Annotated in this window: 24 protein-coding genes and 1 pseudogene; 19 read left to right on the forward strand and 6 right to left on the reverse strand. The window is 40.4% G+C overall.

What is annotated here, in order from left to right; translation table 11 throughout:
- Window positions 1-60 precede the first annotated feature (60 nt).
- From purE to V7K84_RS11520, 7 genes are all read left to right on the forward strand, one after another.
- The gene (gene purE, locus V7K84_RS11490; RefSeq protein ID WP_094351018.1) at window positions 61-579 is read left to right on the forward strand and encodes a 5-(carboxyamino)imidazole ribonucleotide mutase; all 519 of its coding nucleotides are present in this window, start codon (window positions 61-63) and stop codon (window positions 577-579) included.
- 237 nt (window positions 580-816) lie between these two features.
- A complete protein-coding gene (locus tag V7K84_RS11495) occupies window positions 817-1,116 on the forward strand; it encodes a putative quinol monooxygenase (protein ID WP_334838149.1) in 300 nt (99 codons plus the stop codon).
- A gap of 161 nt (window positions 1,117-1,277) precedes the next feature.
- Window positions 1,278-2,057, forward strand: coding sequence for a class II glutamine amidotransferase (locus V7K84_RS11500; protein WP_334838151.1), 780 nt, complete (start codon window positions 1,278-1,280; stop codon window positions 2,055-2,057).
- Window positions 2,058-2,621: 564 nt separating this feature from the next.
- Window positions 2,622-3,770, forward strand: coding sequence for a sulfate ABC transporter substrate-binding protein (locus V7K84_RS11505; RefSeq protein WP_334838153.1), 1,149 nt, complete (start codon window positions 2,622-2,624; stop codon window positions 3,768-3,770).
- A 146-nt stretch (window positions 3,771-3,916) separates the two neighbouring features.
- Window positions 3,917-4,777, forward strand: a complete 861-nt coding sequence (gene cysT, locus V7K84_RS11510; protein ID WP_334838155.1) for a sulfate ABC transporter permease subunit CysT — start codon at window positions 3,917-3,919, stop codon at window positions 4,775-4,777.
- Window positions 4,764-5,639 carry a sulfate ABC transporter permease subunit CysW gene (gene cysW / locus V7K84_RS11515; RefSeq protein WP_334838157.1) on the forward strand — a complete coding sequence of 292 codons (876 nt, stop codon included), beginning with the start codon at window positions 4,764-4,766 and terminating at the stop codon, window positions 5,637-5,639. Before cysT ends, cysW begins: the two co-directional genes overlap by 14 nt.
- 150 nt (window positions 5,640-5,789) lie before the next feature.
- Window positions 5,790-6,056: an NIL domain-containing protein gene (locus V7K84_RS11520; protein ID WP_289797696.1), complete on the forward strand. Its 267-nt coding sequence runs from the start codon at window positions 5,790-5,792 to the stop codon at window positions 6,054-6,056.
- Window positions 6,057-6,342: 286 nt separating this feature from the next.
- Here the strand turns inward: V7K84_RS11520 and V7K84_RS11525 are convergent, their stop codons facing one another.
- Both V7K84_RS11525 and V7K84_RS11530 read right to left on the reverse strand, forming a co-directional pair.
- Complete coding sequence (locus V7K84_RS11525) at window positions 6,343-7,854, reverse strand: hypothetical protein (protein ID WP_334838159.1); 1,512 nt, start codon at window positions 7,852-7,854, stop codon at window positions 6,343-6,345.
- A 659-nt stretch (window positions 7,855-8,513) separates the two neighbouring features.
- The gene (locus V7K84_RS11530; protein ID WP_334838160.1) at window positions 8,514-9,098 is read right to left on the reverse strand and encodes a hypothetical protein; all 585 of its coding nucleotides are present in this window, start codon (window positions 9,096-9,098) and stop codon (window positions 8,514-8,516) included.
- 771 nt (window positions 9,099-9,869) lie between these two features.
- On the opposite strand from V7K84_RS11530, the gene V7K84_RS11535 reads away from it, so the two are divergent.
- Together V7K84_RS11535 and V7K84_RS11540 are read left to right on the forward strand one after the other, a co-directional pair.
- On the forward strand, window positions 9,870-10,535 hold the full coding sequence (locus V7K84_RS11535; protein ID WP_334838161.1) for an NIL domain-containing protein: 666 nt from the start codon (window positions 9,870-9,872) through the stop codon (window positions 10,533-10,535).
- 22 nt (window positions 10,536-10,557) lie between these two features.
- A complete protein-coding gene (locus V7K84_RS11540) occupies window positions 10,558-10,896 on the forward strand; it encodes an NIL domain-containing protein (RefSeq protein ID WP_334838163.1) in 339 nt (112 codons plus the stop codon).
- Window positions 10,897-10,902: 6 nt separating this feature from the next.
- On the opposite strand, the gene V7K84_RS11545 is transcribed toward V7K84_RS11540, so the two are convergent.
- Together V7K84_RS11545 and cysE are read right to left on the reverse strand one after the other, a co-directional pair.
- The gene (locus V7K84_RS11545) at window positions 10,903-11,493 is read right to left on the reverse strand and encodes a Crp/Fnr family transcriptional regulator (protein WP_094351028.1); all 591 of its coding nucleotides are present in this window, start codon (window positions 11,491-11,493) and stop codon (window positions 10,903-10,905) included.
- Window positions 11,494-11,663: 170 nt separating this feature from the next.
- Window positions 11,664-12,389, reverse strand: coding sequence for a serine O-acetyltransferase (gene cysE, locus V7K84_RS11550; RefSeq protein ID WP_334838164.1), 726 nt, complete (start codon window positions 12,387-12,389; stop codon window positions 11,664-11,666).
- A 225-nt stretch (window positions 12,390-12,614) separates the two neighbouring features.
- On the opposite strand from cysE, the gene V7K84_RS11555 reads away from it, so the two are divergent.
- From V7K84_RS11555 to V7K84_RS11565, 3 genes are all read left to right on the forward strand, one after another.
- Window positions 12,615-13,085 (forward strand): RrF2 family transcriptional regulator, encoded by a 471-nt coding sequence (locus tag V7K84_RS11555; RefSeq protein ID WP_322692964.1) that lies wholly within the window; start codon window positions 12,615-12,617, stop codon window positions 13,083-13,085.
- 18 nt (window positions 13,086-13,103) lie between these two features.
- Window positions 13,104-14,066 (forward strand): cysteine synthase A, encoded by a 963-nt coding sequence (gene cysK / locus V7K84_RS11560; protein ID WP_334838165.1) that lies wholly within the window; start codon window positions 13,104-13,106, stop codon window positions 14,064-14,066.
- Window positions 14,067-14,314: 248 nt separating this feature from the next.
- Window positions 14,315-14,869 (forward strand): hypothetical protein, encoded by a 555-nt coding sequence (locus tag V7K84_RS11565; RefSeq protein ID WP_334838166.1) that lies wholly within the window; start codon window positions 14,315-14,317, stop codon window positions 14,867-14,869.
- Window positions 14,870-15,038: 169 nt separating this feature from the next.
- On the opposite strand, the gene V7K84_RS11570 is transcribed toward V7K84_RS11565, so the two are convergent.
- Window positions 15,039-15,749 (reverse strand): cadmium resistance transporter, encoded by a 711-nt coding sequence (locus tag V7K84_RS11570; protein ID WP_334838167.1) that lies wholly within the window; start codon window positions 15,747-15,749, stop codon window positions 15,039-15,041.
- A gap of 233 nt (window positions 15,750-15,982) precedes the next feature.
- Between V7K84_RS11570 and V7K84_RS11575 the strand changes: the two genes are divergently transcribed.
- The gene (locus V7K84_RS11575) at window positions 15,983-16,645 is read left to right on the forward strand and encodes a cadmium resistance transporter (RefSeq protein WP_334838168.1); all 663 of its coding nucleotides are present in this window, start codon (window positions 15,983-15,985) and stop codon (window positions 16,643-16,645) included.
- 50 nt (window positions 16,646-16,695) lie between these two features.
- Here the strand turns inward: V7K84_RS11575 and V7K84_RS11580 are convergent, their stop codons facing one another.
- Window positions 16,696-17,493 carry a sulfite exporter TauE/SafE family protein gene (locus V7K84_RS11580; protein WP_334838170.1) on the reverse strand — a complete coding sequence of 266 codons (798 nt, stop codon included), beginning with the start codon at window positions 17,491-17,493 and terminating at the stop codon, window positions 16,696-16,698.
- A gap of 650 nt (window positions 17,494-18,143) precedes the next feature.
- On the opposite strand from V7K84_RS11580, the pseudogene V7K84_RS11585 reads away from it, so the two are divergent.
- From V7K84_RS11585 to V7K84_RS11610, 6 genes and pseudogenes are all read left to right on the forward strand, one after another.
- A pseudogene (locus V7K84_RS11585) lies at window positions 18,144-18,307 on the forward strand (NADH-dependent alcohol dehydrogenase); the annotation flags it as partial.
- Window positions 18,308-18,567: 260 nt separating this feature from the next.
- Window positions 18,568-19,155 (forward strand): TetR/AcrR family transcriptional regulator, encoded by a 588-nt coding sequence (locus tag V7K84_RS11590; protein WP_334838172.1) that lies wholly within the window; start codon window positions 18,568-18,570, stop codon window positions 19,153-19,155.
- Window positions 19,156-19,196: 41 nt separating this feature from the next.
- Window positions 19,197-19,640, forward strand: a complete 444-nt coding sequence (locus tag V7K84_RS11595; RefSeq protein ID WP_334838173.1) for an acyl-CoA thioesterase — start codon at window positions 19,197-19,199, stop codon at window positions 19,638-19,640.
- Window positions 19,641-20,738: 1,098 nt separating this feature from the next.
- Complete coding sequence (locus V7K84_RS11600; protein ID WP_334838174.1) at window positions 20,739-21,569, forward strand: phytoene/squalene synthase family protein; 831 nt, start codon at window positions 20,739-20,741, stop codon at window positions 21,567-21,569.
- A gap of 703 nt (window positions 21,570-22,272) precedes the next feature.
- Window positions 22,273-23,868: a serine/threonine-protein kinase gene (locus V7K84_RS11605; RefSeq protein WP_334838176.1), complete on the forward strand. Its 1,596-nt coding sequence runs from the start codon at window positions 22,273-22,275 to the stop codon at window positions 23,866-23,868.
- Window positions 23,869-24,712: 844 nt separating this feature from the next.
- Complete coding sequence (locus V7K84_RS11610; RefSeq protein WP_334838177.1) at window positions 24,713-25,471, forward strand: FHA domain-containing protein; 759 nt, start codon at window positions 24,713-24,715, stop codon at window positions 25,469-25,471.
- Window positions 25,472-25,722 lie beyond the last annotated feature (251 nt).

A 25,722-nucleotide genomic window follows, 5' to 3' on the forward strand; every position in this document is an offset into this window, starting at 1 on the left:
TTAGCTTCCATAAGCTAGCTCAAATAATTTTGAATTTTGAATTTTGAATTTTGAATTATTATGACTCCCCTAGTTGGTATTATCATGGGCAGCGATTCCGATTTGCCCACTATGAAAGATGCGATCGCAGTTTGTGAAGAATTTGGCGTTGAGAGCGAAGTTGCGATCGTTTCGGCTCACCGTACCCCAGAACGTATGGTGCAATATGCTCAACTTGCACACCAACGCGGTATCAAGGTAATTATTGCAGGTGCCGGTGGTGCTGCCCATTTACCAGGAATGGTAGCGTCTTTAACTCCACTTCCTGTAATCGGTGTTCCTGTACCCACTCGGAACTTACAAGGTGTAGATTCTTTGTATTCTATTTTACAGATGCCTGCTGGCATTCCTGTGGCAACAGTAGCGATCGGTAATGCCAAAAATGCCGGTCTTTTAGCAATACAAATCCTCGCAACTCATCAACCAGAATTGCTAGAAAAAGTGCAACAATATCGTCAAACCTTATGTGAATCAGTAATTGCAAAGCAAGCAAAACTAGAACAATTAGGCTATGAGCAATATTTACAGCAGATGTTTTAACACCAGAGCAGCAGAGGGGCAGCACTTCGGCTACGCTCAGTGACCGAGGAGCAGAGGAGCAGGGGAGCAGAGGAGCAGGGGAGCAGGGGAGCAGGGGAGCAGGGGAGCAGGGGAGCAGGGGAGCAGGGGAGCAGCGAAAGAATTCCTAACTCTTGACTTGATGACCAATGGCAAATGACAAATGACAAATGACAAATGACAAATGACAAATGGCAAATGACAAATGACAAATGACAAATGACAAACCAAAGTATTCACATTGTTGCCCATATTATTGCTTTGCCTAACAAAGTAGAAGAACTAAAAGCTTTACTGTTGGAACTCATTGAGCCAACTCGTCAGGAAGCAGGTGCGATTAAGTATGAACTTTTGCAAAATCAATACGAGCCAACAGATTTTACTTTTGTAGAAGAGTGGACTTCTAATGAAGCCCTGAATAGTCATCTAGATTCACCCCATTTCCAAGCGGCAGCAGCTAAACTCGAAGGTTTAGTGACTGCTGCACCAGATATTCGCCGCTACCATCTTTTGGCATAGTGTCATCTTGCTAACTAGAAGCAGACTCTTTATTTTTGGGGATCATTTGGCATATCTCAGCTTTAAATTCTCAGATTGAAGCGATCGCTCCAGAATCAAGGCAGCATTCTGAAGTATCTTGATCCTGAGGCCTTAGTCAAAAATTGAGAGCTGCAACATCCATGTGCCAACTGCTCGGAATGAATTGCAATGTTCCAACGGATATTTGCTTTTCTTTTGAAGGGTTTTCTGCACGGGGAGGAAAAACGGATGACCATAGCGATGGTTGGGGCATTGCTTTCTTTGAAGGAAAGGGATGTCGAATGTTTTTAGATGCCCAACCTTCTGTTGCTTCTCCGGTAGCGGAGTTTGTACGGAGTTATCCGATCCACTCAACCCATGTCATAGCCCACATCCGCAAAGCTACTCAGGGTGAAATTGCCCTACACAACTGCCATCCTTTCCGCAGGGAATTGTGGGGTCAGTATTGGGTGTTTGCTCACAACGGTAATTTGCCAGATTTCGATCCAGAAAATTTAGGCTTTTATCAAGCCGTAGGTGATACCGATAGTGAAAAAGCATTCTGTATGATGCTAGAAACATTACGATCGCGCTTTCCTAAAGGTAAGCCTGACATAAAGGAACTATACCCTGTACTGCAAGAAATTACTGGTGCAATTGCAAGACTGGGTATATTTAATTACTTATTATCAGATGGAGAACACTTTTTTGCTTATTGCTCAACTAAACTCAGCTACATTGTTCGCCAAGCGCCCTTTGCCGCTGCCCATTTAATTGACCAAGATATGACTGTAGATTTTCGAGAAGTGACTACTGAACGCGATCGCGTCGCTGTCATTGCTACCACACCCCTCACAGACAATGAAGTTTGGACACAAATTCAACCGGGAGAATTACTAGTTTTTCAGGACGGTTTGCCCCTGAAATATGCATTCAGTTAATAATAAATAGTTGTTAGATTTTTCCCATTTAGATTATTTCTAAATGGGTTTCGTTTTTCATGGTGTTCATATTAATACCATTTCTTTGTGAGGCTGCGCCAAACCCTTTAACCTCTTTCTTTACTTGCTTTATTTCTTTCTTTATTTCTTTATTTCTTTCTTTCTTTCTTCTACTTAAAGATGGTTTAGCGCATCTTCATACAGAATTGGTATAAGTAATTTTAAGCTTGCCACGCCACTACATTACTTGATTTTGCTGCCCTACGTTGAGCGAAGCCGGTCACAAGAACAGACTGTCCTTAAAAATTAGCTATTCCCTAGCAAGTTGCTTGATGTGCTAGATAGGTGATTGCGATGCCTAGGTTGGGCTGCGCCTACGCAATTTGATAGTTGAAAGTAAAAGCATTTTTAATTTTTCACAGAACTGGTAAAATCACCATATTCTTGATAAAGAATATGAGGTTTTTTAGTGTTTGCAACTAGATACATGGAATCATCCAGTATTATAAACAGTATATAACTGTATTCCCATCAATTATCTGTACATTTAGTGGAGGAAATGGAATGAGTTTATGGCAACGCTCACTGAAAAGATTACAAGCGATCGCTGAATATAGAACGTATCGGTTCAGACTAAATTCGCTCAAAGGCTTTGTATCACTCTTTTTGGTAGGTACTGCATTGAGTGTAGCCCTTGCTGCCTGCTCTGGTGGTGAAACTGGGAGTACTTCTTCCTCTGAAACCCCTGCTGCTAATGCTACTCCTGTGGCTGCAAGTAAAGATAATGTTGAATTAACTCTAGTTTCCTTTGCAGTTACTAAAGCAGCTCATGAAGCAATTATTCCTAAGTTTGTAGAACAGTGGAAAAAAGATCATAATCAAACTGTCGTTTTCAAGCAAAGCTATGGCGGTTCTGGTTCCCAAACACGCGCCGTTATTGATGGTTTGGAAGCAGATGTTGTTCACCTGGCACTAGCTGGAGACACCTCAAAAATTGAGAAAGCTGGATTGATTCAGCCAGGATGGGAAAAAGAAGTTCCCAACAATGGTATTGTCTCCAAATCAGTTGCAGCATTAGTAACTCGTTCCGGCAATCCTAAAGGCATCAAGAACTGGGCAGATTTAGCCAAAGACGGTGTGAAATTGATTACTGCTAACCCCAAAACTTCCGGCGGTGCTAAGTGGAATTTCTTAGCGCTATGGGATTCTGTAATTAAAACAGGTGGCGATGAGGCTAAAGCTACTGAATTTGTGACTAAAGTTTACAAAAATGTGCCTATCTTGCCTAAAGATGCGCGGGAAGCTACTGATACATTCGCCAAGCAAGGGCAGGGTGATGTCTTAATCAACTACGAAAACGAAGTTATTCTGGCACAGCAAAAGGGCGAAAAGGTTGAGTATGTCGTTCCCGATGTGAATATATCCATTGATAATCCGATCGCTGTGGTAGATAAAAACGTTGATAAGCATGGAACCCGCGAAGTTGCTGAAGGTTTTGTGAAATACCTCTATAGCCCAGAAGCACAGCAAGAGTTTGTCAAATTGGGATTCCGTCCTGTGGATGAGACTTTAGCTCAAACCAAGGAAGTCACAGACAAATTTCCCAAGCTGAAAACTTTAGGTACAGTTGCAGACTTAGGTGGTTGGGAAGCAATTGATAAGAAGTTCTTCGCAGATGGGGGCGTGTTTGACAAGATTCAAGCCAAAAAATAATTCGTAATTCTTAATTCGTAATTCTGACTGCACAACTTTCTTTTCTCCAGAATTAAAAATAGTTGGTCTGTGCTTGAATTACGAATTAGCAATTACGAACACTGCCAAAAAGCTCCTTGTGAATTTTAAATTTTGAATTTTTCACTATGACATCTGTATCTCCTTCTGTGGAAGTTGAACGCAAAACGCCATTCTGGAAGAGATTGGGGCGAGTTCCTTGGACTTGGCGAATTACCATTGCATATCTGACGGTGATGTTGTTTGTCCCCATAACTGCTATGTTTCTGAAAGCAGCTACAGAACCTCCATCTAGGTTTTGGGCGATCGCAACCAGTGATATCGCACTAGCAACATACAACGTAACTTTTTTTACAGCAATATTTGCTGCCTTACTCAATGGCGTATTTGGAACTCTGATTGCTTGGGTTCTGGTTCGATACGACTTTCCCTTCAAGCGCTTGATTGACGCCACAGTAGATTTACCCTTTGCACTACCAACTTCCGTAGCAGGGCTAACCTTGGCAACAGTTTACAGCGATAACGGTTGGCTAGGTTCGCTACTAGCACCATTGGGAATTAAGGTATCTTTTACCCGCACAGGAGTAGCGGTAGCAATGATATTTATCTCACTACCTTTTATTGTGAGAACTGTGCAACCCGTACTTCAAGAAATGGAACATGAAATTGAAGAAGCTGCCTGGTGTCTGGGTGCTTCTCAATGGCAGACCTTCTGGAAAGTGATTTTGCCACCTTTATTTCCGACAATTTTGACTGGTGTTGCCTTGGGTTTTTCCCGTGCAGTTGGAGAGTATGGTTCGACTGTGATTATTTCTTCCAATACGCCTTATCAAGATTTAATCGCACCTGTGCTGATTTTCCAGCGCTTAGAGCAGTATGACTATTCAGGTGCAACAGTAATTGGCATAGTTTTACTATCAATTTCCTTGGTACTGCTATTGGCAATTAATTTCTTACAAGCATGGGCAAGGCGATATGACAGTAGATAAGCCAAGTTTTCACTCATCTGCATCTGTATCAGATACAACCAAGCCGAAAGAGCAGAAGAGTTGGGTGCCAATAGTTTTAATTGGGATAGCGATCGCCTATTTAGCCCTAGTTCAATATATCCCGGCAATTAACGTTTTTTTCCAAGCCTTCAGCAAAGGAACTGGGCCGTTTCTATCCAATCTGACACGGCCAGCTTTTCTCCATGCAGCTTGGTTAACACTGTTGTTAGCTGTGATTTCTCTACCTTTAAATACGGTATTTGGTTTATGTGCAGCTTGGGCGATCGCTCGTCATAAATTTCCTGGACGCGCCGTAGTTTTGAGCATTATTGACCTGCCCTTTTCAATTTCGCCCGTAGTTGCAGGATTAATGATTGTGCTACTTTACGGACGGAATGGGTGGTTTGGCCCTTGGCTCCAAGCCCATGATATCAAGATTATCTTTGCCTTTCCAGGCATGGTATTGGCTACAGCCTTCGTGAGTATGCCCTTTGTGGCGCGGGAAGTGATTCCGGTTTTAGAAGAGTTTGGTAAGGATCAAGAAGAAGCTGCTAGAACACTAGGTGCAAAAGATTGGCAGATATTTCTGCGCGTAACTCTACCTAGTATCCGTTGGGGCTTACTCTATGGTTTAATTTTGACCAATGCCAGAGCAATGGGTGAATTCGGAGCGGTTTCAGTGGTATCTGGCAACATTGCTGACCAAACCCAGAGCCTACCACTGTTTGTAGAAGACGCTTACAAACAATACGAAACTGAAGCGGCTTTCTCTGCGGCTGTACTGTTAGCGTTGCTAGCAGTAGTAACCTTGGTGCTGAAGGAGATTCTAGAACGGAAAACCCGCATTAAAGATGTTGAATAGAAAAATCAAGCGATTGTAGTTATCTTTTGAAATAGGATACAAGCAAATCATGGGACATGGTACGATCTACCTAGTACCTATCAGGAAATTACCGTTAGGGTTAAGAGTAGTTCTGTACCAATCCCGATTAGGGATTGAAATAATTCAGATATGGCTACTGACAATACACTTACCAATAAACGGATTCGACTCAGAATTCCTAAAGATTACCACCAGGAACCTGTTATTTCTCGCCTAGTGTCTGACTACGGACTGATTGTGAATATCACGGCAGCGATTTTGGGAGCCAATGCTGTCGGAGATGGTTGGTTTGACCTTGAACTACAAGGAACAGATGCACAAATTCAAAGCGGGTTAACTTATCTCCGCGACTTGGAATTGGAAGTCTGGGATGATACTAAAGCAAGCGATTGGTAAGAGGATGTCTGAAAAGTTTTTTTGTATACACCTAAACCTTGCAGATCCCCCTAAATCCCCCTTAAAAAGGGGGACTTTAAGACTCTTATTCCCCCCTTTTTTAATGGGGGTTAGGGGGGAGCAAGAATTATTTGATACTTCTCAGACATGCTCTAAGGGTTATAGCAACACAAACAGTTTATTTATCTGGTTTTAAAAGAATTGCAACCCGCAGATCCCCGACTTCGTAAAAGTTGTCGGGGATCTTGTTTCTCATGAATTATTCAGAATTGCTGTAGTGGTTTGTCTACAAAAGGGTATACCAAATACCATTATTATTTTGACGTAAAATACGGTATCTTCCCTCAAGAAATTCTAGCATTCTGGGAAAATTTTTGTTGATAGTAGGCTGCTGAATATAATCAATAAAGATATAAGGAGGCTTAGATGAATCTAACTCTTCTAGAAGTTTTGTCCATTGCTCAGGCAGAAAATATTCAAGTGCCCAACCACGTAGTGATGTTGCCTGAGTCCGATTGGAGAAGTAGTAAATAGATGGATCGCCAGCTACATAAATCTTACCAGGAAGACTTCCTGCTTGGGAGATAAATTCAGCCTCGGAACGAAGAGATGGATATTTTTCTCTAAAAACAGTCTGATATTTAAATCGTGTATCTTCAGTTAAAGCAAAGTTATTATTAACCAGAACAACACTCTTTTTTAGAAGAGTGTGCGATAAAGGAAAGAAAAACAAAAATATCAGCAGGATTGTCGTAAATGGGGAACTCAATTTTTTTAAAGACTCCCATAAAACATCTAATCCTTTAGTTGCTAAAATTCCTAAAGGTACAAACAATAGTAAATAATGGTATTCCCAAAATGCCCCTCGTTGTAGAACAATCACACCCCAAGCAAAAATACACCAAATAACAAGTAGCAAAGTCAATATATTCTTAGATTTACGCAATGATACATCTACTGCAACAGTAGCGGCTAAAAGTAGAGGGTAAAAATTATTTAAGAACCATTTTATTCCTGCAAAAAGGCCACTTGGATCGAATTGGGAATTAGCAACAATCCGAGGTGGATCTAAAAAGAATGTTTGATACAAAATTGGTAAACTATTAAACCAAGCAAAATAGCTAACAATAAATAAAATAGGAAATATAATCCCTATAGAAATCGGAATAAATATTTCTACAAAAACTTTTTGAATTGGCTCCCGTTTGATTAGCACAGAATAGATTAAAAGAGTTAGCCAAAATGAAAGCAATATTAGTAAAAGTATTAATTTAAATATCAGGACAATCCCACCAATCAAACCTGACAGTAAAAGTAGAAAAAATCTTTGTCTTCCTTCACATTTAAAAGATTGAGAAGTCAGCAAAATACAACTGAATAAAGGCAAACTAACCAGTGCTTCCACTTGAGTAAGATGCCAAGGCTGTGAAACAGTATAGTAAACGCCAACCGTTAACAAAGGTACTAGACTTGCGATTATCGGATGCTGAAAATAGCTTTTGAGACTCAGCAACAATACTATAGACAGAAACACCATATAAATAAGTTCAAAGAGATGGATGCCAATCTCATTAAAACCAAATAAAGTTCCCGCTAAAAAGTAAAAGCAAAAAATTCCCGGTTGCTTCACATCCCAAAAATCGCGATAGAGTAACTTTCCTTGTTGCATCTCCAAAGCACCAAGCCGAAAAAATGCTTGATCTCCGTCAAATGGAAAGGGTAAATGTATAAGACCAATGATCGCAATCCCAATCAAAACAAGAAAGTCAATTTTATTTAATTTAGTAATATTAATCATCAAACTTTATAATCAGAAATTAACCGACTATCTTATGCTGATTAATATCCTAACAGGGTAAAGAACAAGGTAATTTTAGGATATGAACTTAAAGTTTAAAGTTTTCGCGATCGCGCCAGCACTGACCTGTTAGTTTATTAATAATTAGCTCTAGTACCAACTAAGTCCCACGTAGTTGCGTGTGGATCGCTCATGTCGTTCGAGAGGTTTGCCTTCATCCTTATTGATGTCTTTAATTTAACTAAGTATTAAGAGGGTTTAATCTTTGTGACGGTAGTGGTGTCCGTCCGTAAAGCCGCGGTTATTGGCAATGAAGAGCTATTTCTCTCCTTTCCCCCTGCTAACCGTTTGTAAGGAAATATGCATTTCTTTTGTTTGCTCACTCTTTGCTACCGTGTATACACAAGTCGGATGTAAAGAGGTAAATAGGATTTCCAAGAGGCAAAAACTTTGGATAATCCCATCTTAATTCACGCTAAAACGATACCAGGAAAGCCGCAGACTTTCGGTTGATAAAAAAGGGGCGGTATTATATGAGGTGATTCCCCAACATCAATCGCTAAATATCTGGCAAATAAGTCGAGTAAATTGCTTAATGAAGGTGGTCTGATTAAGTGGGAGCTAAAAATTAAAAATGAAAGTAATGCAGTTTATTAAATTTAGCAACGTGACAGCTTACCAGAAGATATTATTATTTTGGAGATGTCTATAGAACTTCCTAGTGATGATTGTGCAATTATATTAATACCTAATAGTCCTTGTCCACCACATGAAGTAGATAGCACAGTAATATCATCTTGCTCCGCAAATCCATTAGAACCGTTAGATGTAAAGTTGGTAGTTTTAATGGGAGATATGGCTTGACCAAGAGCACCACCACTAAAGCTATAGGTTCTGCTTAAGCTAGCACCTTCACTCATTGGACTAACTGTAGCACTTCCTTGGTACAGTATCTGTATATCTTCAACCAAGAAACCACTAGGAATAAAAGTCTGAGCACGTAAAATACACCTTTGACGCTGACCCTCGCTTGCACTGATTTGATCCAAGGCGATCGGTAAGGTTATAGGGGCAGATCCAGGAAGCGTATTTGTAACACTACATCCAACCGTTGTTATTGCTCCAAAAGTAATACTAGGCAAATCTTGAGCCAAAGTCTTGGTCGCAATAATGTTCATTCCAAAAATTGTAGATATAGACAGTAATACACCAAATTTTTTAAAGTTCATATAGATTGTACTCATGTTGTTAAAGTTGTTTAAGGCGGTGAATTCTCAAGATAGTTAATGCAATACTTGAGCGCCTCAATCTTGATGCTTGATATTAGAAAAAGAATGTGAGGAACTCGTGAATAAATACAGTGCTTATTAAAACTTAAATCTTACGCCTTATGTGAGTTGAAGGCTAAAACCTTTGATATTGCTTGAGAATTTTTAATTCACATAAGGCATATCTTGTAACCGACATTCCACGGTTGGAGGGTCAGGTGATGATATTTTAGGGTTTAAGAGACTAGTACCGCAAGGCGGAATTAAAAATTCAAAATTAAAAATGAATACAGCATAAGCGTTTCATAGATTTGAAATGGGTGGTTTACTTCCACCGTGCTGTACTAGCGATTTTATAATTTACCAGTATTTTTAGCTTGATTTTAGTAGTTAGGCTTTTTCTAACTAGTATTTTATTTTCGTGTAAGTCCCTAAACGCTATGTGTAACTTATTCTGTCACAAGACCATCGAACAGGAGCAACGCGATTTGGTGAGGTCGGGTAAAAAGGATGCGTTCAATTTTGATTCCAAGATATGACGATATCACCGAAGAGACAGATAGAATAAATTCTCAATCCGTTTAACGTCAAGTACTCTACATAAATTGCTCCTGATTTACGTTAATTTGCTGATTGCTTTTTTATTAACTTTGTGATACTTTCCTTTACATAACAATTTAATTCATTAAATCGATAGAGTTACCGTAGTTTAATAAACCGTAGGCATCGCTATTGGGAATTAATCTGATGTCTGAGAGTAAATCTGTAGAACCCGCTTCAGTCCACAGTCGAATTCTTGTGCCTCAACGGTATAACAGGCAACCTGTAATTTCTCGGTTGGTGTCTCGTTATGGTTTAACTGTCAATATCAAAGCTGCATCCCTGACATCCGACAATGACAGCGATGGCTGGTTTGATTTGGAACTTTCAGGAAATCCCCAAAAACTGACAAATAGCCTATCTTACTTGCAAGGATTGGGAGTGAATTTGCTGCAACTAGCGATCGCTAACCAAATTCAATCCAACCAGCACACTCTACCTTTCCCAAATCTAGCTAGCAAACTGAGTCTTAAAGATTCTGCATGGCTAACAAATCAATGGCAACAACAATTCCAGCAATGGATTTCTCTGGGTCAAACCAATCGATTGCGCTTACAACTGTGCGTCTTAAAATCCTATTACCAAGAACCAGTGATTTCCGAATTAGTTTCTCGTTATGGACTAACGGTCAATATCACCAGTGCTATACTTCAACCCGATACGCAAGATGACGGCTGGTTTGACTTGGATTTGTGGGGGAGAACAAAGCAACTCTACTCTAGCTTGAGTTATTTAGAAAAACTGGGACTACCGATTTGGCTAGATTTGTCTAGCGTTTATAGCGATGTCTACGACGGGCTACGCCTACGCTAATTAATAAAATTACCACAATCCAATGGCAGCACTAAATCACCAAAAAACCAATTCCCAAAACAGATTATCACTGGTTTCTTCAGATTCTGAAAAAAGCCAAGTCACTCAGATTCGTCTGCGAATACATATTCCCAAATGCTATCTGCAAGCACCCGTGATTTCGCAGTTAATTTCTACTTACGGCTTGGTAGTTAATATTACCAAGGCTATGCTACAACCAAATACAGATCGAGAAGGATGCTTTGACATTGAACTGCGGGGAACAGTGCCACAAATTTCTCGCGGTTTAGCTTACCTAGAATCCCTGAATCTTAGAATTGTGGGTAAGCCGAATGCTGACGGCGATAGCTGGTTTTACTAAAATAATCTAAATTTCGTAGTACCAAATTTCTTCTTCTTTTAGGACAATTCGATGTAAGGAGAGACGATCGATCAAGCCCTCTTGTTCAAACTGCCCAAGAACACGAGTGATGGTAACACGAGTTGAACCAAGCATTTCCGCCAAATCTTCATGAGTCAGACGCATATCTATTAAACGTCCCTTCTCAACTTCCGAACCAAACTTTTTGGATAACCATGCCAACAGCTTGATGAGCATAGTATCCACTTTTTTATGGCTACGAATGATCATCAATTCTTGAGCCTGTTGGATATGGGCAAGTAGAGTTTCTGTTAGTTCAGTCCACTCCTCTAGAGGTAAGACTGTCGCCTCCACTTTAGTTAGGCATTCCATCTGATAAGGTTCTAATTTTGACAACCTCTTACCAACGACATCTCCAGGGCCCCACAATCCTAGAGCGACAGTTGTACCATCTTCCAGATAGCTAAAAGTCCTGACGAAACCCGTTTCAATCTTCCAAAGGTCGTTATGATGCTCCGGCAGAAATGACCTACGGGCAAAAAGTTGCTTAGTATTGTTACTGCTTGAAGTAGATAAACTTGTGTACAAAGACACCATACTATATAAAACTATTCTCCGATAAATTAACCGTAGTATTACATTTATATCAGGTTATAAGAACCTATGGATATTTTTAAAGAGGGAGTGGGGAGTGAAGAAGGGAATAGGGTACAGGTTACAGGGTACAGATAATTCCCTATCACCTGTCACCTTTCCCCCTCCATTCCCTAAATTCCCGCACCATCAAGAAAATCTTCAATCATCCCATCAGAGTTTTTGCTCTTAGGGTTGTCGGTTAATTCGTCGCCAAGCTCAGTTGGGGACAAACTTGATTGTTCCAACTGCTCGAACTGTTTCTCTAGAGACTTGACGCGTTCAAATAAAGCGCGGATAACTTCAGCTTCTACGTCGCGTACTTTATCATGATCCAGAACATTGCTAGCCAAGTTGTTCTGACGAGTTACGCGCCCTGGAATCCCAACTACAGTAGTGTTACTGGGGACATCTCGTAGCACCACAGAACCGGCTCCGATACGGACGCGATCGCCAATTTGAATATTTCCCAATACTTTCGCACCCGCTCCCACAACCACATGAGAGCCTAAAGTTGGATGGCGTTTGCCGCTTTCTTTCCCAGTCCCGCCAAGGGTGACACCTTGATAAATCAGGGCATAGTCGCCCACGATCGCAGTCTCGCCAATCACAACTCCCATACCGTGGTCTATAAACACTCCCTGGCCAATTAATGCCCCAGGATGAATTTCAATTCCGGTTAAAAACCTACTAATATGAGAGATGAACCTTGGTATGAAGGGAATTCCAATTTTATACAGCCAGTGTGACAATCGATGAAACACTAGAGCTTGCAGTCCAGGGTAACAGAATAATACTTCTAGCCAGTTACGGGCTGCTGGGTCACGCTCAAAAATGGTTCGCAAATCAGTTATTAGCATACTCTGTTGAGATTTTTATTGGTAGGTGAGGCTCTGAAAACAGAAACTCAGGATGATTCCCAGAAAAAGATCGAGTCCTTTATGGGAATTATGTAATATCAGAATCTACGGTAATTCGATAGAGTATAGTGTTTTTGTGGGTAATAAGTGGGATGCTATCACATTCCACAGTTGAAAAAAATTAATTTCGCATAAACTGCGATAAGTCCCCCAATTCACCGTAGTATGTTGAGTACAGTGTTGAATAGCCAAAACTACGCTCTCTTGGATCTGTCTTCCAAAGTGGAATACGCGCTGCTGGCACTATTAGAACTGGCAAGCCACCACGGACAAAAACTTCCTTTAACTATGAGCGAGATTACTGCCAAGCAACCCATACCTGAGCGCTATCTGGAACAAATTTTGACCAACCTCCGGCGTGCTGGTGTGGTGCAGAGTCAACGCGGCTCTAAAGGAGGTTTCGTTTTAGTTCGCGAACCTTGGCAGATTACAATACTTGAAATTGTCACTTTGGTTGAAGGCGAGCGGAAAGAGAAAGATACTTCTAACTCTCCGACTCTGGAAAAGACTCTGGTTTATGAAGTTTGGGAGCAAGCTAACGCTGCCTCAATAGAAGTTTTGGGTCGTTATACACTCCAAGACTTGTGCGAGGAAAGAGAAACTCGCGCCCAGCAGAGTCCAATGTATTATATTTAGACACGACGGAGTACCCACATGCGGATAGCGAAAGATATCACAGAGTTAATCGGCCGAACTCCTTTAGTTCAATTAAACAAGATTCCCCAAGCTTCAGGAGCGGTTGCTCGGATTGTGGTGAAGCTAGAAAGCATGAATCCAGCATCTTCTGTGAAAGACCGGATTGGCGCGAGTATGGTGGAAGCGGCAGAAGAAGCAGGCTTGATTCACCCCGGAAAAACTGTTTTAGTAGAGCCGACTTCTGGAAATACAGGAATTGCGCTAGCGATGGTGGCAGCCGCTAAGGGCTACCATCTCATTCTAACGATGCCTGACACAATGAGCCACGAAAGACGATCTATGCTCAAAGCTTATGGCGCTCAATTAGAGTTAACGCCAGGGGTAGAAGGGATGCGAGGAGCGATCGCCCATGCAGAGGAGATTGTAGCTAAAACGCCCAATGCTTATATGTTGCAGCAGTTCCGCAACCCTGCTAACCCAAAAGTTCACGCCGAAACCACAGCCGAAGAAATTTGGAATGATACCGATGGAGAAGTAGATATTCTCGTGGCGGGAGTGGGTACTGGTGGGACGATCACGGGAGTCTCAGAAGTTATTAAAAAACGGAAGCCGAGTTTTCAAGCGATCGCAGTTGAACCAAGCAACAGTCCGGTATTAGCAGGCGGTAAATCAGGGCCTCACAAAATTCAAGGTATCGGCGCGGGATTTATCCCAGCAATTTACCGTTCAGAAATGGTAGATGAAGTGATTCAGGTAGCAGATGAGCAAGCGATCGCTTACAGCCGTCGCCTCGCAAAAGAAGAAGGATTACTATCGGGGATTTCTACTGGCGCTGCTTTATATGCAGCTATTCAAGTAGCACAACGACCAGAAAATACAGGTCGCCTAATCGTGATGATCCAGCCTAGCTTCGGCGAACGCTATCTCAGTACCTCACTGTTCAAAGACCCAGAAGAGAATGAGTGGTTGAGTAAAGTTTGATTCTTTATGGTAAGCATTCTCAGGATAAGACTCTTAATGAGGCAACTTAGAATCGTGAATTAAACTAAGTTCCAGGATTAGGTAGGGGCGGGTTTCCTTGATACGATCGTGAACTGTTAATTAGATCGTCAAATCCGCCCTTCCTTACAGTTTGGGGAGTTATTTAATCCTGATTCCTTAGTACAAGAAGGCAACTATACTGGACTGGAGGCACAGAGAAGTTCGAGCCGTTCAAAACCAATAACAGTATGATAATACAGAATACACCAGAACTGGGTAGGTTAAATGGATACATGGAAGCTATGAGTTGTTGCCTACAAGGTTCCAACTATGTCATCTGGTTCAGTGCGAAGGGAATAAAGCTTGAGGATGGTGATTTAGAATCTCCAACATTGGACAAACTAGCCATTCAAAAAAATTCTCAAGAAGCAACGCCAGATTTAGAAATGCAAAGATTAATCCAATTGGCTTATCCAGGAGCAAAGCCAGAACTGGCGACCATGTGTGAGTGTTATCATGCTGCCACAGTACTGACTACCAGAATTAATAGTTTTATTGCACGCATCAACCCATCTGACGGATTCAAAAACGTTGAAAAATCCAAAAAGCACAATCTGATTACAAGCTTTTGGCGGAATGTCAATGAGTGTATTGATTACCAGAATGCGAGAGTTTTTCAATATAATCCAGCCTTTGATGTCGATGACGAACTGTGGGATTTTATTTTCTGGGGATTTACATTTTTGATAGTTAATCAAGAACAAAGACAATGTTTATTAATACACGCTGGAGCATCTGATTAACAATAGCGATCGCCTACTCTTCTATTCTTTTGGAATATAGCGATCGCTTCGGCACACCCTTCTGCTGTTATACTGTGTACGCACAGTCGTTAGCTGATACAGAAACAGAAGTTTTTTCAAACATCAATCCTTTCGGAAATTTCCGTCACGTCCGTCGTACTAGTTACATTCATTTACTAGAATTTTCGCCAATTTCATCGGCACTTTCGTTGTTTTTCACCAAAATCATCAAACATATACCACTAGCAGCTAGCTTTATTGGACTTAAAGCTTCGCTTTTTAATACAATAAAAACGCCTAATCCGATCAGAACAAAAGGCACAAGATAATTAACGTAGTGAGTCAATACATCAGCTATGACTCTATTGTTAATTAATTTGTATGCAACATAGCACCAAACTCCTAACAAGAGAAAAAATAATCCGATAATTACCAAAAAACTCTCTAAGTTGCTGCTAGCAAATAAAGGCACATAGACACTAATATTATCGCTACCATTGGCAATGGTAACAGCGGCCACACTATAAGCTTGGGGAGAAAAAAAGCTAGTAATTGTTGATGCTTCAGCTTCTTCTGTAGCAGCTACAACTTTTTTTGATGAATCTTCTTCCCGATTCACTAAGCTACTGATACCTATGGAAATTGGTAGTAAACCAAGTAATCCAATCCAGTTTTTTGATAAAACTAATCCCCCAAATAAACCCGGAAGACTAAGGATTAATAGAACTGTAAAACCGAGAAACTGACCAGCAACTATATGCCGGGGGCGAAAATTAGCACTTATTTGAGAAAAAAACAATAATAAAATGACAATATCATCAATGTTAGTGGCAATGAACGCAATTATCCCTGTAGTAATTGCAGTAACTAACTCGTTCATATTTTATGATAAAGAAGAATTCAGGAGTCAGTAATAATTACTGTGTCATTTTAAATCTAAGTTGTGCCAGAAGGTTAAAATAATTCGTGATTGGTAATGACGCGTAAGTATTTCGCCAATAATTACGAATTACATTAGCGTAGCGCTAGCAAGAAACGAGCGTCATTACGAATTACGAATTACGAATGAGTGAATTTGGTATGGTGGTAAATCGTAGATTCTAAAAATCCAGCATGAGTCAGCTAGGGACAGCCTTCAGTGAAGGGATAATTGCCTTCATCGCCACTAACATTGATGACATTATTATCTTGTTAATATTTTTTTCACAAGTAGATGCTAATTTTCGGCGGCGGCATATCTTACTTGGTCAATATCTGGGTTTTTCAGCCATTATCATCGCTAGCTTACCAGGATTTTTTGGTGGATTGGTCATACAGCGAGAATGGATAGGATTGCTAGGATTGCTACCAATTGGTATTGGGATTCACCACTTAGTATATAAAGAAGAAGATACTATAACAGTTCAGACAGTCAGTAGTGATTTTAACCAGCCAACATCTACTAACCCGGTATTGTCTTTTATTTTGAGTATTTTGCATCCCCAAACTTATAAAGTGGCAGCAGTAACGATCGCAAATGGTGGTGACAATATTAGTATATATATCCCTTTGTTCGCTGGTCACGATCTTGCCAGTTTGGGAGTAATTTTAAGTATATTTTTTATCATGGTAGGTGTTTGGTGTGCGATCGCTTATTTTTTAAGCCGTCAACCTACCATTGCTAATATTTTAAGTCGCTACGGTAACGCTGTTGTACCTTTTGTGTTAATTGGCTTGGGTCTATTCATTATGTATGAGCGAGGTACATTCACTCTACTACCTTGGATCAGAAGTTAATCAATATTGGATTTTGAATGCTGGATTTGGAATTGAAAATTTCAAATTGGTTACACCTGATGAACTAATTTCCAACTTACCATCATCAAAATGGCATAAATGATAAACCGTAGTGGGCGTTGTGGAGCTACCTGACAGATTTTAGCGCCTAGTAACACCCCTGGCACAGAGCCTAGCCATATAGGCACTACCAAACTCCAATCAACTGTTCCCAAGCTGAGATGACCAAGGGCTGTAAACAGCAGTAAAATCGCTGCATGTGAAATATCTGTACCCACTAACTTTCGTGCATCAAGGCGGAAAAACCCAATCAGCACTAGAGCAAACATTGAACCTGATGAGACGCTAGTTAGACCGACAAAACAGCCTAAAATTGCTCCCAAAGTAATTGTTATAAATCGACCAAAGTTAGTTTCTAAGTCTAACTTTGGCAGTTCGGGTAAATTAAATTTGGGGAAAAAAGTCAATAACAACAATTGCACTAGTGCTAACACTGTAACTAGCAAAATCATCCCGCCAAGCAAACGGAGCAAGATATTATCCAGGCTATATTCACCTGTATGTTTAATGAAGTGCAAAATCCCCACTCCGAACAATGAGCCTGGAACACTCCCAAATGCCAGCCATTTGACAACTTCTGTGTCAAGGGTTTTCTGTTCCCAATGCTTGACACTACCAACAATTTTCATCAAAGTGGCTGCCACAACATCAGAACTTACAGCGATAGAAGGCGGAACCTGAAAAACAAAAATCAACATTGGGGTGATGAGAGACGCTCCACCAATTCCCGTCAAACCAACGATGATTCCAACAAAAAAGCTTAAGAACGGTAGTAATAGATAGTGCATACTCTTCGGGGGTTTCAACAATTAGTTATCAGTTATCAAAGTCCTGTTGAGTCTCCCACTTCCATAAGTGAGCAGCGTCGGTAAGGGTTGATTAATTCCCCAAACGAAGCCTTGATAACTGTTCACTGACTTAACTACGAGCAGTTAGAGAGCAGCAACTCAGCCAAACTATAGCCCAGTGCTAGACAGGGCTGGTTATGACAAGTTATTGCGTTTCTCAAGGATTCCTGGACAACTTAAAACCTGTCTGGAAGTTTTTGTAAGCATGACAACTGGCATTTAGCTCAAATAGACTTTGATAACTGCTTATTGGTCAGTCGCTCTGCTAAACTCAACTTCTAACTAGGTTTTTCTACAGTTTTACATATAAAACCACGTAAGGCGATGCACTTACCGTATTTTACTCGTAAGTATGATTAAACGTCTAGCGTATTCGCGTTGTATATTGTTCAATTATCTGGATAATACACCGCAGTCAGTCAAACTCCCTACGGACTGGTTGCTCAAAAATTTACCTACAAGTTAGTAACCATAGGGATAATACCAAACTTTGTAGAGACGCGATATATCGTATTATTCTGCAATTAGGCAACATCCTGAAAGTGATTACAATACTCAAGGTCAATTCCGATTCCCTAGTTTAATGACTCATGGAAAACTTTGTTTTTTGCAATCCAGTTAAAATCCTGTTTGGCAAAGGTCAAATCGCCAACATTGCTGCTGAAATTCCCGATAATGCCAAAATCCTGATTAATTATGGTGGGGTAGCATCAAAACTAACGGCGTCTATAACCAGGTGAAGTCTGCATTGGCAAACATTGGCTATAGCCAATGCCTAGTACCGCAAGGCGGAATTAAAAATTAAAAATTAAAAATTAATACAGCGTAAGCATTTAATTGGTTTTGAATGGGTGGTTTATTTACGCCGTACTGTACTAGTTCTGTACCCAGCGCTGAAAAAATCTTGACTTACAAGCACCTATCATGATAAATTAAATAAAACCAATCGGTCGGTAATATTTTATTTACAGCAATTTTCAATTCAATAAACTCCCTACTATCAAAATCGCTGTAATGTCCAAAGGCGAAGAAACAAAAACCAGAATTCTTGAGCAAGCAGCCGAACTGTTTAATCAACAGGGGTATGCAGGTTCATCGATGTCAGACATTATGCGTGTAACTGGATTGCAGAAAGGAGGAATTTACAATCACTTCCAAAGCAAAGACGATCTTGCACTACAGGCTTTTGATTTTGCGATCGCTCGCATTAAGCAGCATACTAGATTTGCATTACGAAGCAAACACCACGCAGTAGAACGTCTGCAAGCAATCATTGGGGTGTTTAGTAGCTTCGCAGAAAATCCACCGATTAAGGGAGGGTGTCCACTGCTGAATACTGCTGTGGAAAGTGATGATGCTCACCCGGCGTTGCGAGAACGTGCTCAACAAGCGATGAACTCTTGGCTGCATCTAATTTGTCGAATTATTGAAACAGGAATTGAAAAGGGTGAAATTCGCCCGGAAGCCAGTGCTGATGAAATCGCTATCATCATAATCGCAACACTGGAAGGAGGCATAATGATGAGCAAGCTATATGGAGATTCAATTCATATCCATAGGGTAATTAATCACCTGAATCAATACTTGGAAAATTCACTTTAATTGAACAGACCGAGCAGTATTAAAAAATATCAAAAGAAATAATGCTAGTAAATAACAACTTACACAGACCATTAGAAGTAGTATTAGCAATTCCTGTCAAAACATACGACATTGATTTTATGGGAATTGTGAGCAATATTGTGTATATCAGATGGCTAGAGGATTTACGTCTAAAGTTTTTAGATGAACATTGGCAACTCAATCAACAAATTGAGCAAGGATATACACCAATTCTAGCTGGAACTGAAATTGAATATAAACGTCCAATAAAGATTATCGATCGAGTGATTGGACGTTTATGGCTGAGTGGTTTAGGACGCTTAAAGTGGACTGTGCAAGCTGAAATTTTATCTAACAATGAGTTAGCAGCAGTGGCTAGCCAGAAGGGTGGTTTTGTCAGTCTGCAAAATAATCGTCTTATTCCCATTCCAGAGGAATTACAGAAAAAATATTTACAGTATCAACAAGGGATTCAGAAAATTTAATAGTTAGGAATACTTCGGTATTTTTTTAATTTTTTACAGACCGTTCGGTTTGTTTTTGTGTCAACATAATCTGGACTATAATACCGATTATTCATGAATACACATAGAAAGAACCCCACTGCCTGCGGCAACCTCCCCTTGGTAAGAGCAGATTAGAAGGGGTCAATCTAAAAAATTATTAATTTCTTGATGCTTACCCTTAATCCCCTCTCTGTATCGGGGCTAGTGTGTACACAAGTCTAAAAAAGCTCGATTTCCTATTGTCCTCTCATTCCGTACTCTGCATGGGAATGAGAAAGACCTCATCAAGTTTAGGTTTTTAGGGCTTGTGTACACTGTAGACAAGCGGGGAGTGGAGACGAAGTGTAGCTTAAGCTTTTTGGGGTTATTAGGGTTTAATAAGCAATCAAGCGGACATGATATAAGAGGTCAAATATTCACAAATATTGTGTTAAGTCGGTAAACAGCCAACTTTTTTATTGTCAATCTCGTAAATATACGGGAACTTCTTGTTTTGAATTTTGGTCACTTTATGTCACTTTGAACAGTAAGGTGGTTCTGACTCCAATAGATTAGGTATAGTCCAACTCAGGCATTACAGCCTTATATGTCGTCCGATTTGACTGACCCCAACTCTTCGGTAAACCACTGTACCCATCGAAAGGTATGTACAAATGCTGTTATCCGTTGTCAGCTTTTCCTGAATTGTCTTTATATATACAATAATTACACTTTGTTAGTCAGATTAACGCAGACTTAAAGCACTTTCAAATCGCTAAAATGGATGTTTGCTTATAGAACAATTTCGTCATATCCAACCAAATATTACCATAATTCTTTATATGTATGCTAAAAGTTTATGAAAGCTATATCAAACGACATTTCAAACACTTTTGCACCCAAAAACCTCTATACTAGACTAGACTTTGATAAATTTAAGAGTTTTGTTAATTGCAATACCAAAAACTATCAATTTTTAGATGAAATACTAGCGTATCTTATAGTCTATAGTTTTTAAGGTTTAGTCAAAACTATATCCAGTATCATCAAAAAACTGCAAACTTCATGTGGTGCAAAAATCAAGTGGGGAGTGAAAACATGAATTTACGTAGAGATGCATTGCAAATCCTCAAAGAAACTAGCCGAACTTTTTATATCCCAATTAGTGTTTTACCGCCAGGATTGCAAGAAGCAGTAGCATCGGCATATTTGTGTATGCGTGCCATTGATGAAATTGAAGATCATCCCGAACTAGATAACGCTACTAAAGCAAAGCTGTTAAGAACCATTAGCCTGACATTACAAGCAGGAGTTGATGGCTTCGCGGTAGATGCTTTCTTTGCAGGATTTAGTGGGTATGAGAATTCATTAGAAGAAGTCACTTTGAGGATTAGAGAATGGTCACTGCTAGCACCAGACACCATTGCACCTCGAATTTGGGATGCCACTGCTGCAATGGCAGACCGGATGGCTTATTGGGCAGAAAAAAACTGGAAAATTTATACAGAATCCGATCTAGATCGCTATACCTTTGGAGTTGCAGGTGCAGTGGGACTGTTACTTTCTGATTTATGGACTTGGTATGATGGAACACAAACGAACCGTACCCAGGCGATTGGTTTTGGTCGGGGTTTACAAGCAGTCAATATCCTGCGTAACCACACTGAAGATTTGGGGCGTGGAGTAGAATTCTTCCCAGAAGGTTGGAGCGCAGAAAATATGCAAGAGTATGCCCGACGCAATCTCGGGCTGGCCGAAGCTTATATCAAAGACCTTCCTACCGGGCCAGCCTTAGATTTTTGTCAAATCCCCTTCACCTTGGCAAACGGCACTCTTGACGCCCTTGCTAATGGGAAAGGGAAACTCAGCCGCAGTGATGTTTTTGCACTTATCGAACAGCTGACTAGTGTGAACATGAAAGCTAGCTAATAATCTCTTAACGACTACATGGAGATGATTCTAAATTGCCTCCCAATTTGGGCATCTAAAATCCTATAGCGACTTTCTGTAGGTTAGCCAGTGCGGTCTTCTTTCTTCTCTACGAGACGCTTTGCGTTCGCGGAGCGTTCCGAAGGAAAGGCGTTAGCCTCTCCCTTGGGGAGAAGGGGGAGACGCTAAAAGCGATAGCGCAGCGTAAGCCTTCTGCTACGCGTAGCTTGCTTCCACAAGGTGCTACGAGAGGCTTATCTGCGACACGCACTCGCGTTCGCCAACGGCATGGCAACTCTTAGAGAGGCTGCGCCAATGCTTAGAGCGATTCCGCGAGCGTCTGGGTTTCCCCAAATTACTAACTGGCGTTGGGCACTGCCCTCCAATACCTTTTAATACCAATTCTCCCATGCAAAAACCAGATTAAAACTGATTTTCTGAATGGGATAATAGCGCGATGAACGCCACAAGCCTTGAGAGAGCGTGATTAGGAATTGGTAGAAAGCAGCATAAACAGTATTTGCCAATGTAAGTATAATAAATAATCTTGTTTAGCGATCGCTTTAGGTAATCTCAGTTAAACTTTAGGAACTCTTCAAAGGATTTCCAGCAGAAATTACCTTGCAAGAGTTGATTAATGTCTAAATAATTGAAAGGGAGTATAACACTCCCCGTGATTATTCGTGCAGCGAGTTGAGAGTGCATGAGCTACTGCTTAAATCCTACCTGTTCCAATCCAGAAAATTTGGTATATAGCCAAAGGTGTCAGTCTTGTGGCTCGCAACTACTGTTGCGCGATCGCTATCAGGTGATCAAACCATTAGGTCAGGGTGGCTTTGGAGCGACCTTCCTAGCCAACGATCAAGGCTTACCAGGAGAACCGAGTTGCGTAATCAAACAATTACGCCCATCAGGAAGCGCCCCACACGTTTTACAGATGGCTAGAGAACTCTTTGAGCGAGAAGCCAAAACTCTAGGTAAGATTGGCAATCATCCCCAAGTACCAAGATTGTTAGACTATTTTGAAGATCACGAGCAATTCTACTTAGTTCAAGAATATATCAGTGGTGACACCTTGCAAGAGGAGGTCAAACTTAACGGCATCTTGAGCGAAACTGGAGTCAAGCAATTTTTGAGCGAGATATTGCCACTGTTGCAATACATCCACGATCAAAAGGTGATTCACCGTGATATCAAGCCAGCCAACTTAATCCGCCGCACCCAAGATGCCAGAATGGTACTGATCGACTTTGGTGCCGTCAAAAACCAAATTAGCCAAAGTGCGACAGGTCCATCAGGACAGACAGCATTAACTGCGTATGCAATTGGTACTCCTGGTTTTGCACCTCCAGAGCAAATGGCTATGCGTCCAGTCTACGCCAGTGATATTTATGCATTGGGGGTAACATGCATTTATTTACTGACTAGCAAAACTCCTAAAGATTTAGATTACAATCCCAACACTGGCGAGATGATGTGGGAGCAGCTTGTGCAAGTGAGCGATCACTTGGGCAATGTGTTACGAAAAATGTTAGAGGTGTCTGTACGTAATCGCTATCAGTCAGCGGCAGAAGTTCTCAGAGCATTGGAAATAGAACCATACTTAGATAGTTTAGCAAAAGGTTTGCTGATTAAATCCGATCATGGATCTAAAGAGCGAACACATAACCACCTGGAAAATTCTGCTGTTTTATGTAACAACCCGGCTGCTACCAGTATTGGAGTGGCACAAGTAGCGGCAGCGATTCGTGCTAGACGAGCCAAGGCAGCAGAAGCCGCAGGATCGCACCAGGGTTCTGGGATGGCCAAATCAACGAGTTTCAGTAGCAACAGCAATGGTTCACAAGTTCAAAATTCTAAAGTTGGGCGGAAGTTAGATACCCAAGGTTTATTAACAGCTTATCTGAAGGGAAGACGAGATTTTGCCTTACACAATTTAAATTTGCTAAATCTGCAAGGTGCTGATTTATCTCAAACAAATTTCCATTCTGCTCAATTGCAAAAAACCAATCTTCAGGGAGCTAATCTTCACAATAGTGACTTTGGCAGAGCCAGCCTTACTCGAGCAAATCTTAAGGATGCTAATTTGAGCAAAGCATACTTTAACCATGCTGATTTAGAAGGAGCAGACCTGCGAGGCGCAGACCTTAGCAATGCTTATCTCAGCAATGCTAACCTCCGAGGAGCTAATTTGTGTGGTGCTAATCTCACCAGTGCCAAAATTTCAGATGAGCAGCTAGCACTAGCAAAAACAAATTGGATGACCGTGCGCCCCAATGGGAAACGAGGCTTGTTGTAATTTTAAAGTGTGAATTACCCCAATCTATAGACGGATGAGACGGATGGAGTTTCCTAATTCATCGGGAATATCCTCTTTTGTAGCCATAGTTATATGCGAATAATCTCCTATATTAGAGGTTGTTTGAAAAGTGGTTAGCCCTGATTTTAATTGAATTACTACCCCTCTTAATCCCCCCGATCTATTGGAGTGAAACCGGAAAATTTAGTTCCCTCACCAATATACCGGGGAGGGTTAGGATGGGGTAAAAAAATATTTTATACATCAATCATGACTTTTCAAACATCCTCTTAGATTCTAGATTATCCTGACGGATGAATATTTTTTATTGAAGTCAATTATTTGAGATTAGCAGAATAGCCTCAATTCCCTGCTTTTAAGCTCTCCATTTTTATTAACAATTTTAAAACACTTATTTTATCAGAATCACAAGGCTAAACTTTTCTCGCATCTAGGAAAATTATATTCATTCAGAATTGACCAAATATATAATGTTTAGGTTGCTTTATAGCCATCACTCTCATAAATATTAAGAAATATCCAAATCTCTAGCAAAAATACGCAGATAATTGTCAATTCTTAATGAAATCTTTATAATTTTTATCTGTTACAAATAACAAATGATTATTTACAATAAACAATAAAGCATCATAATAATTCTCTAAGGGTATTTACATGCTTTTTATGGCTATAAATAACAGGGAATCTAAAATCTCTAAAATAGAATGCTCCTAAACCACTAAATTTTTTAGATGGCAGCAAAAAGCAAAAAATCAATTATTCCTGATTGTCGACTGGAGATGTATATGACAATCGAAATCAGGTAGTATAAGGTTTACGTATAATGACTGACTTTGCACAAACGGAAATAGAACGGCGATTAACTTTATATCAAGTATTTCTCAAGTTGTATGAACACCACAGCAGCCTTCTAGATGAAATTCTTCAGCTAGAAAACCTATCTCAACCGTCGTTGAGGAGAGTCAAGACGACGGGTTACGTACATGGTGTAGTGGATAGCGCTGCTGTTTATTTGATGACTAACTTGGGCGACAATCAGACTCAGAGTTTACGACAGCCACAACAAATCTGGACGATAGGTCGTAATCGCACCAGCGGTATTTGCATTGCTGACAATCATCTGTCTCGTCGCCACGCTGCTATTCAGCATATTGACGAGCAAGGCTTTTACTTAATTGATTTCAACAGTACCAATGGCTCGTTTGTGAATGGTAATCGCACTGTTAGGCCGATTAAGCTCAAAGATGGCGATCGCATCCGTCTAGGAAATATGACTTTTGATTTTTTTGTGACTTCTAACTACCGCGTTCTGCCAACTGTTGCAATGGATTTATTGATGCAGCTTGTGCATCGAAATAATAATCATACAGTAGACATACTTACTTATTCCCAGAATAGACAAAAATCTCTAATTGAAAAACCAGATTCTAATTTAGAGGCTTTCAGAAATTTCGGCATAGTTGACAAGCTTGAAAATATTTATGACAACTTCAGTTCAGAACAGAAATCAGAAATTTTAGACCGCCTACTTACCACACAAATACCGTCTAATCCCAACCAGCTAAAAAATTGGAACTTCTAGCAGTTTTCAATTGCTTCAGGAGTGCTGTTAGCGGTAGCGTGACACTTAGTCTGTTAGTCTGTGCTGAGTAAGAAGGTAAGGTTTGCTGAGGCAGACAAATTGTGAAAGTTAAAAGGGAACTCGTTAAAATATATAAAAAAAATTAAGAATGTGATTAAATATCATAGCAATCATTTTGGAGTTGCATCTCTAGGTAACAATAAAAAGAAAGCGATTCAGAGATTGATTGAGTAAGTTATGCTGTATCCTGT

This window comes from Nostoc sp., assembly GCF_036917315.1.
In the GTDB taxonomy this organism is placed as follows: Bacteria; Cyanobacteriota; Cyanobacteriia; order Cyanobacteriales; family Nostocaceae; genus Nostoc.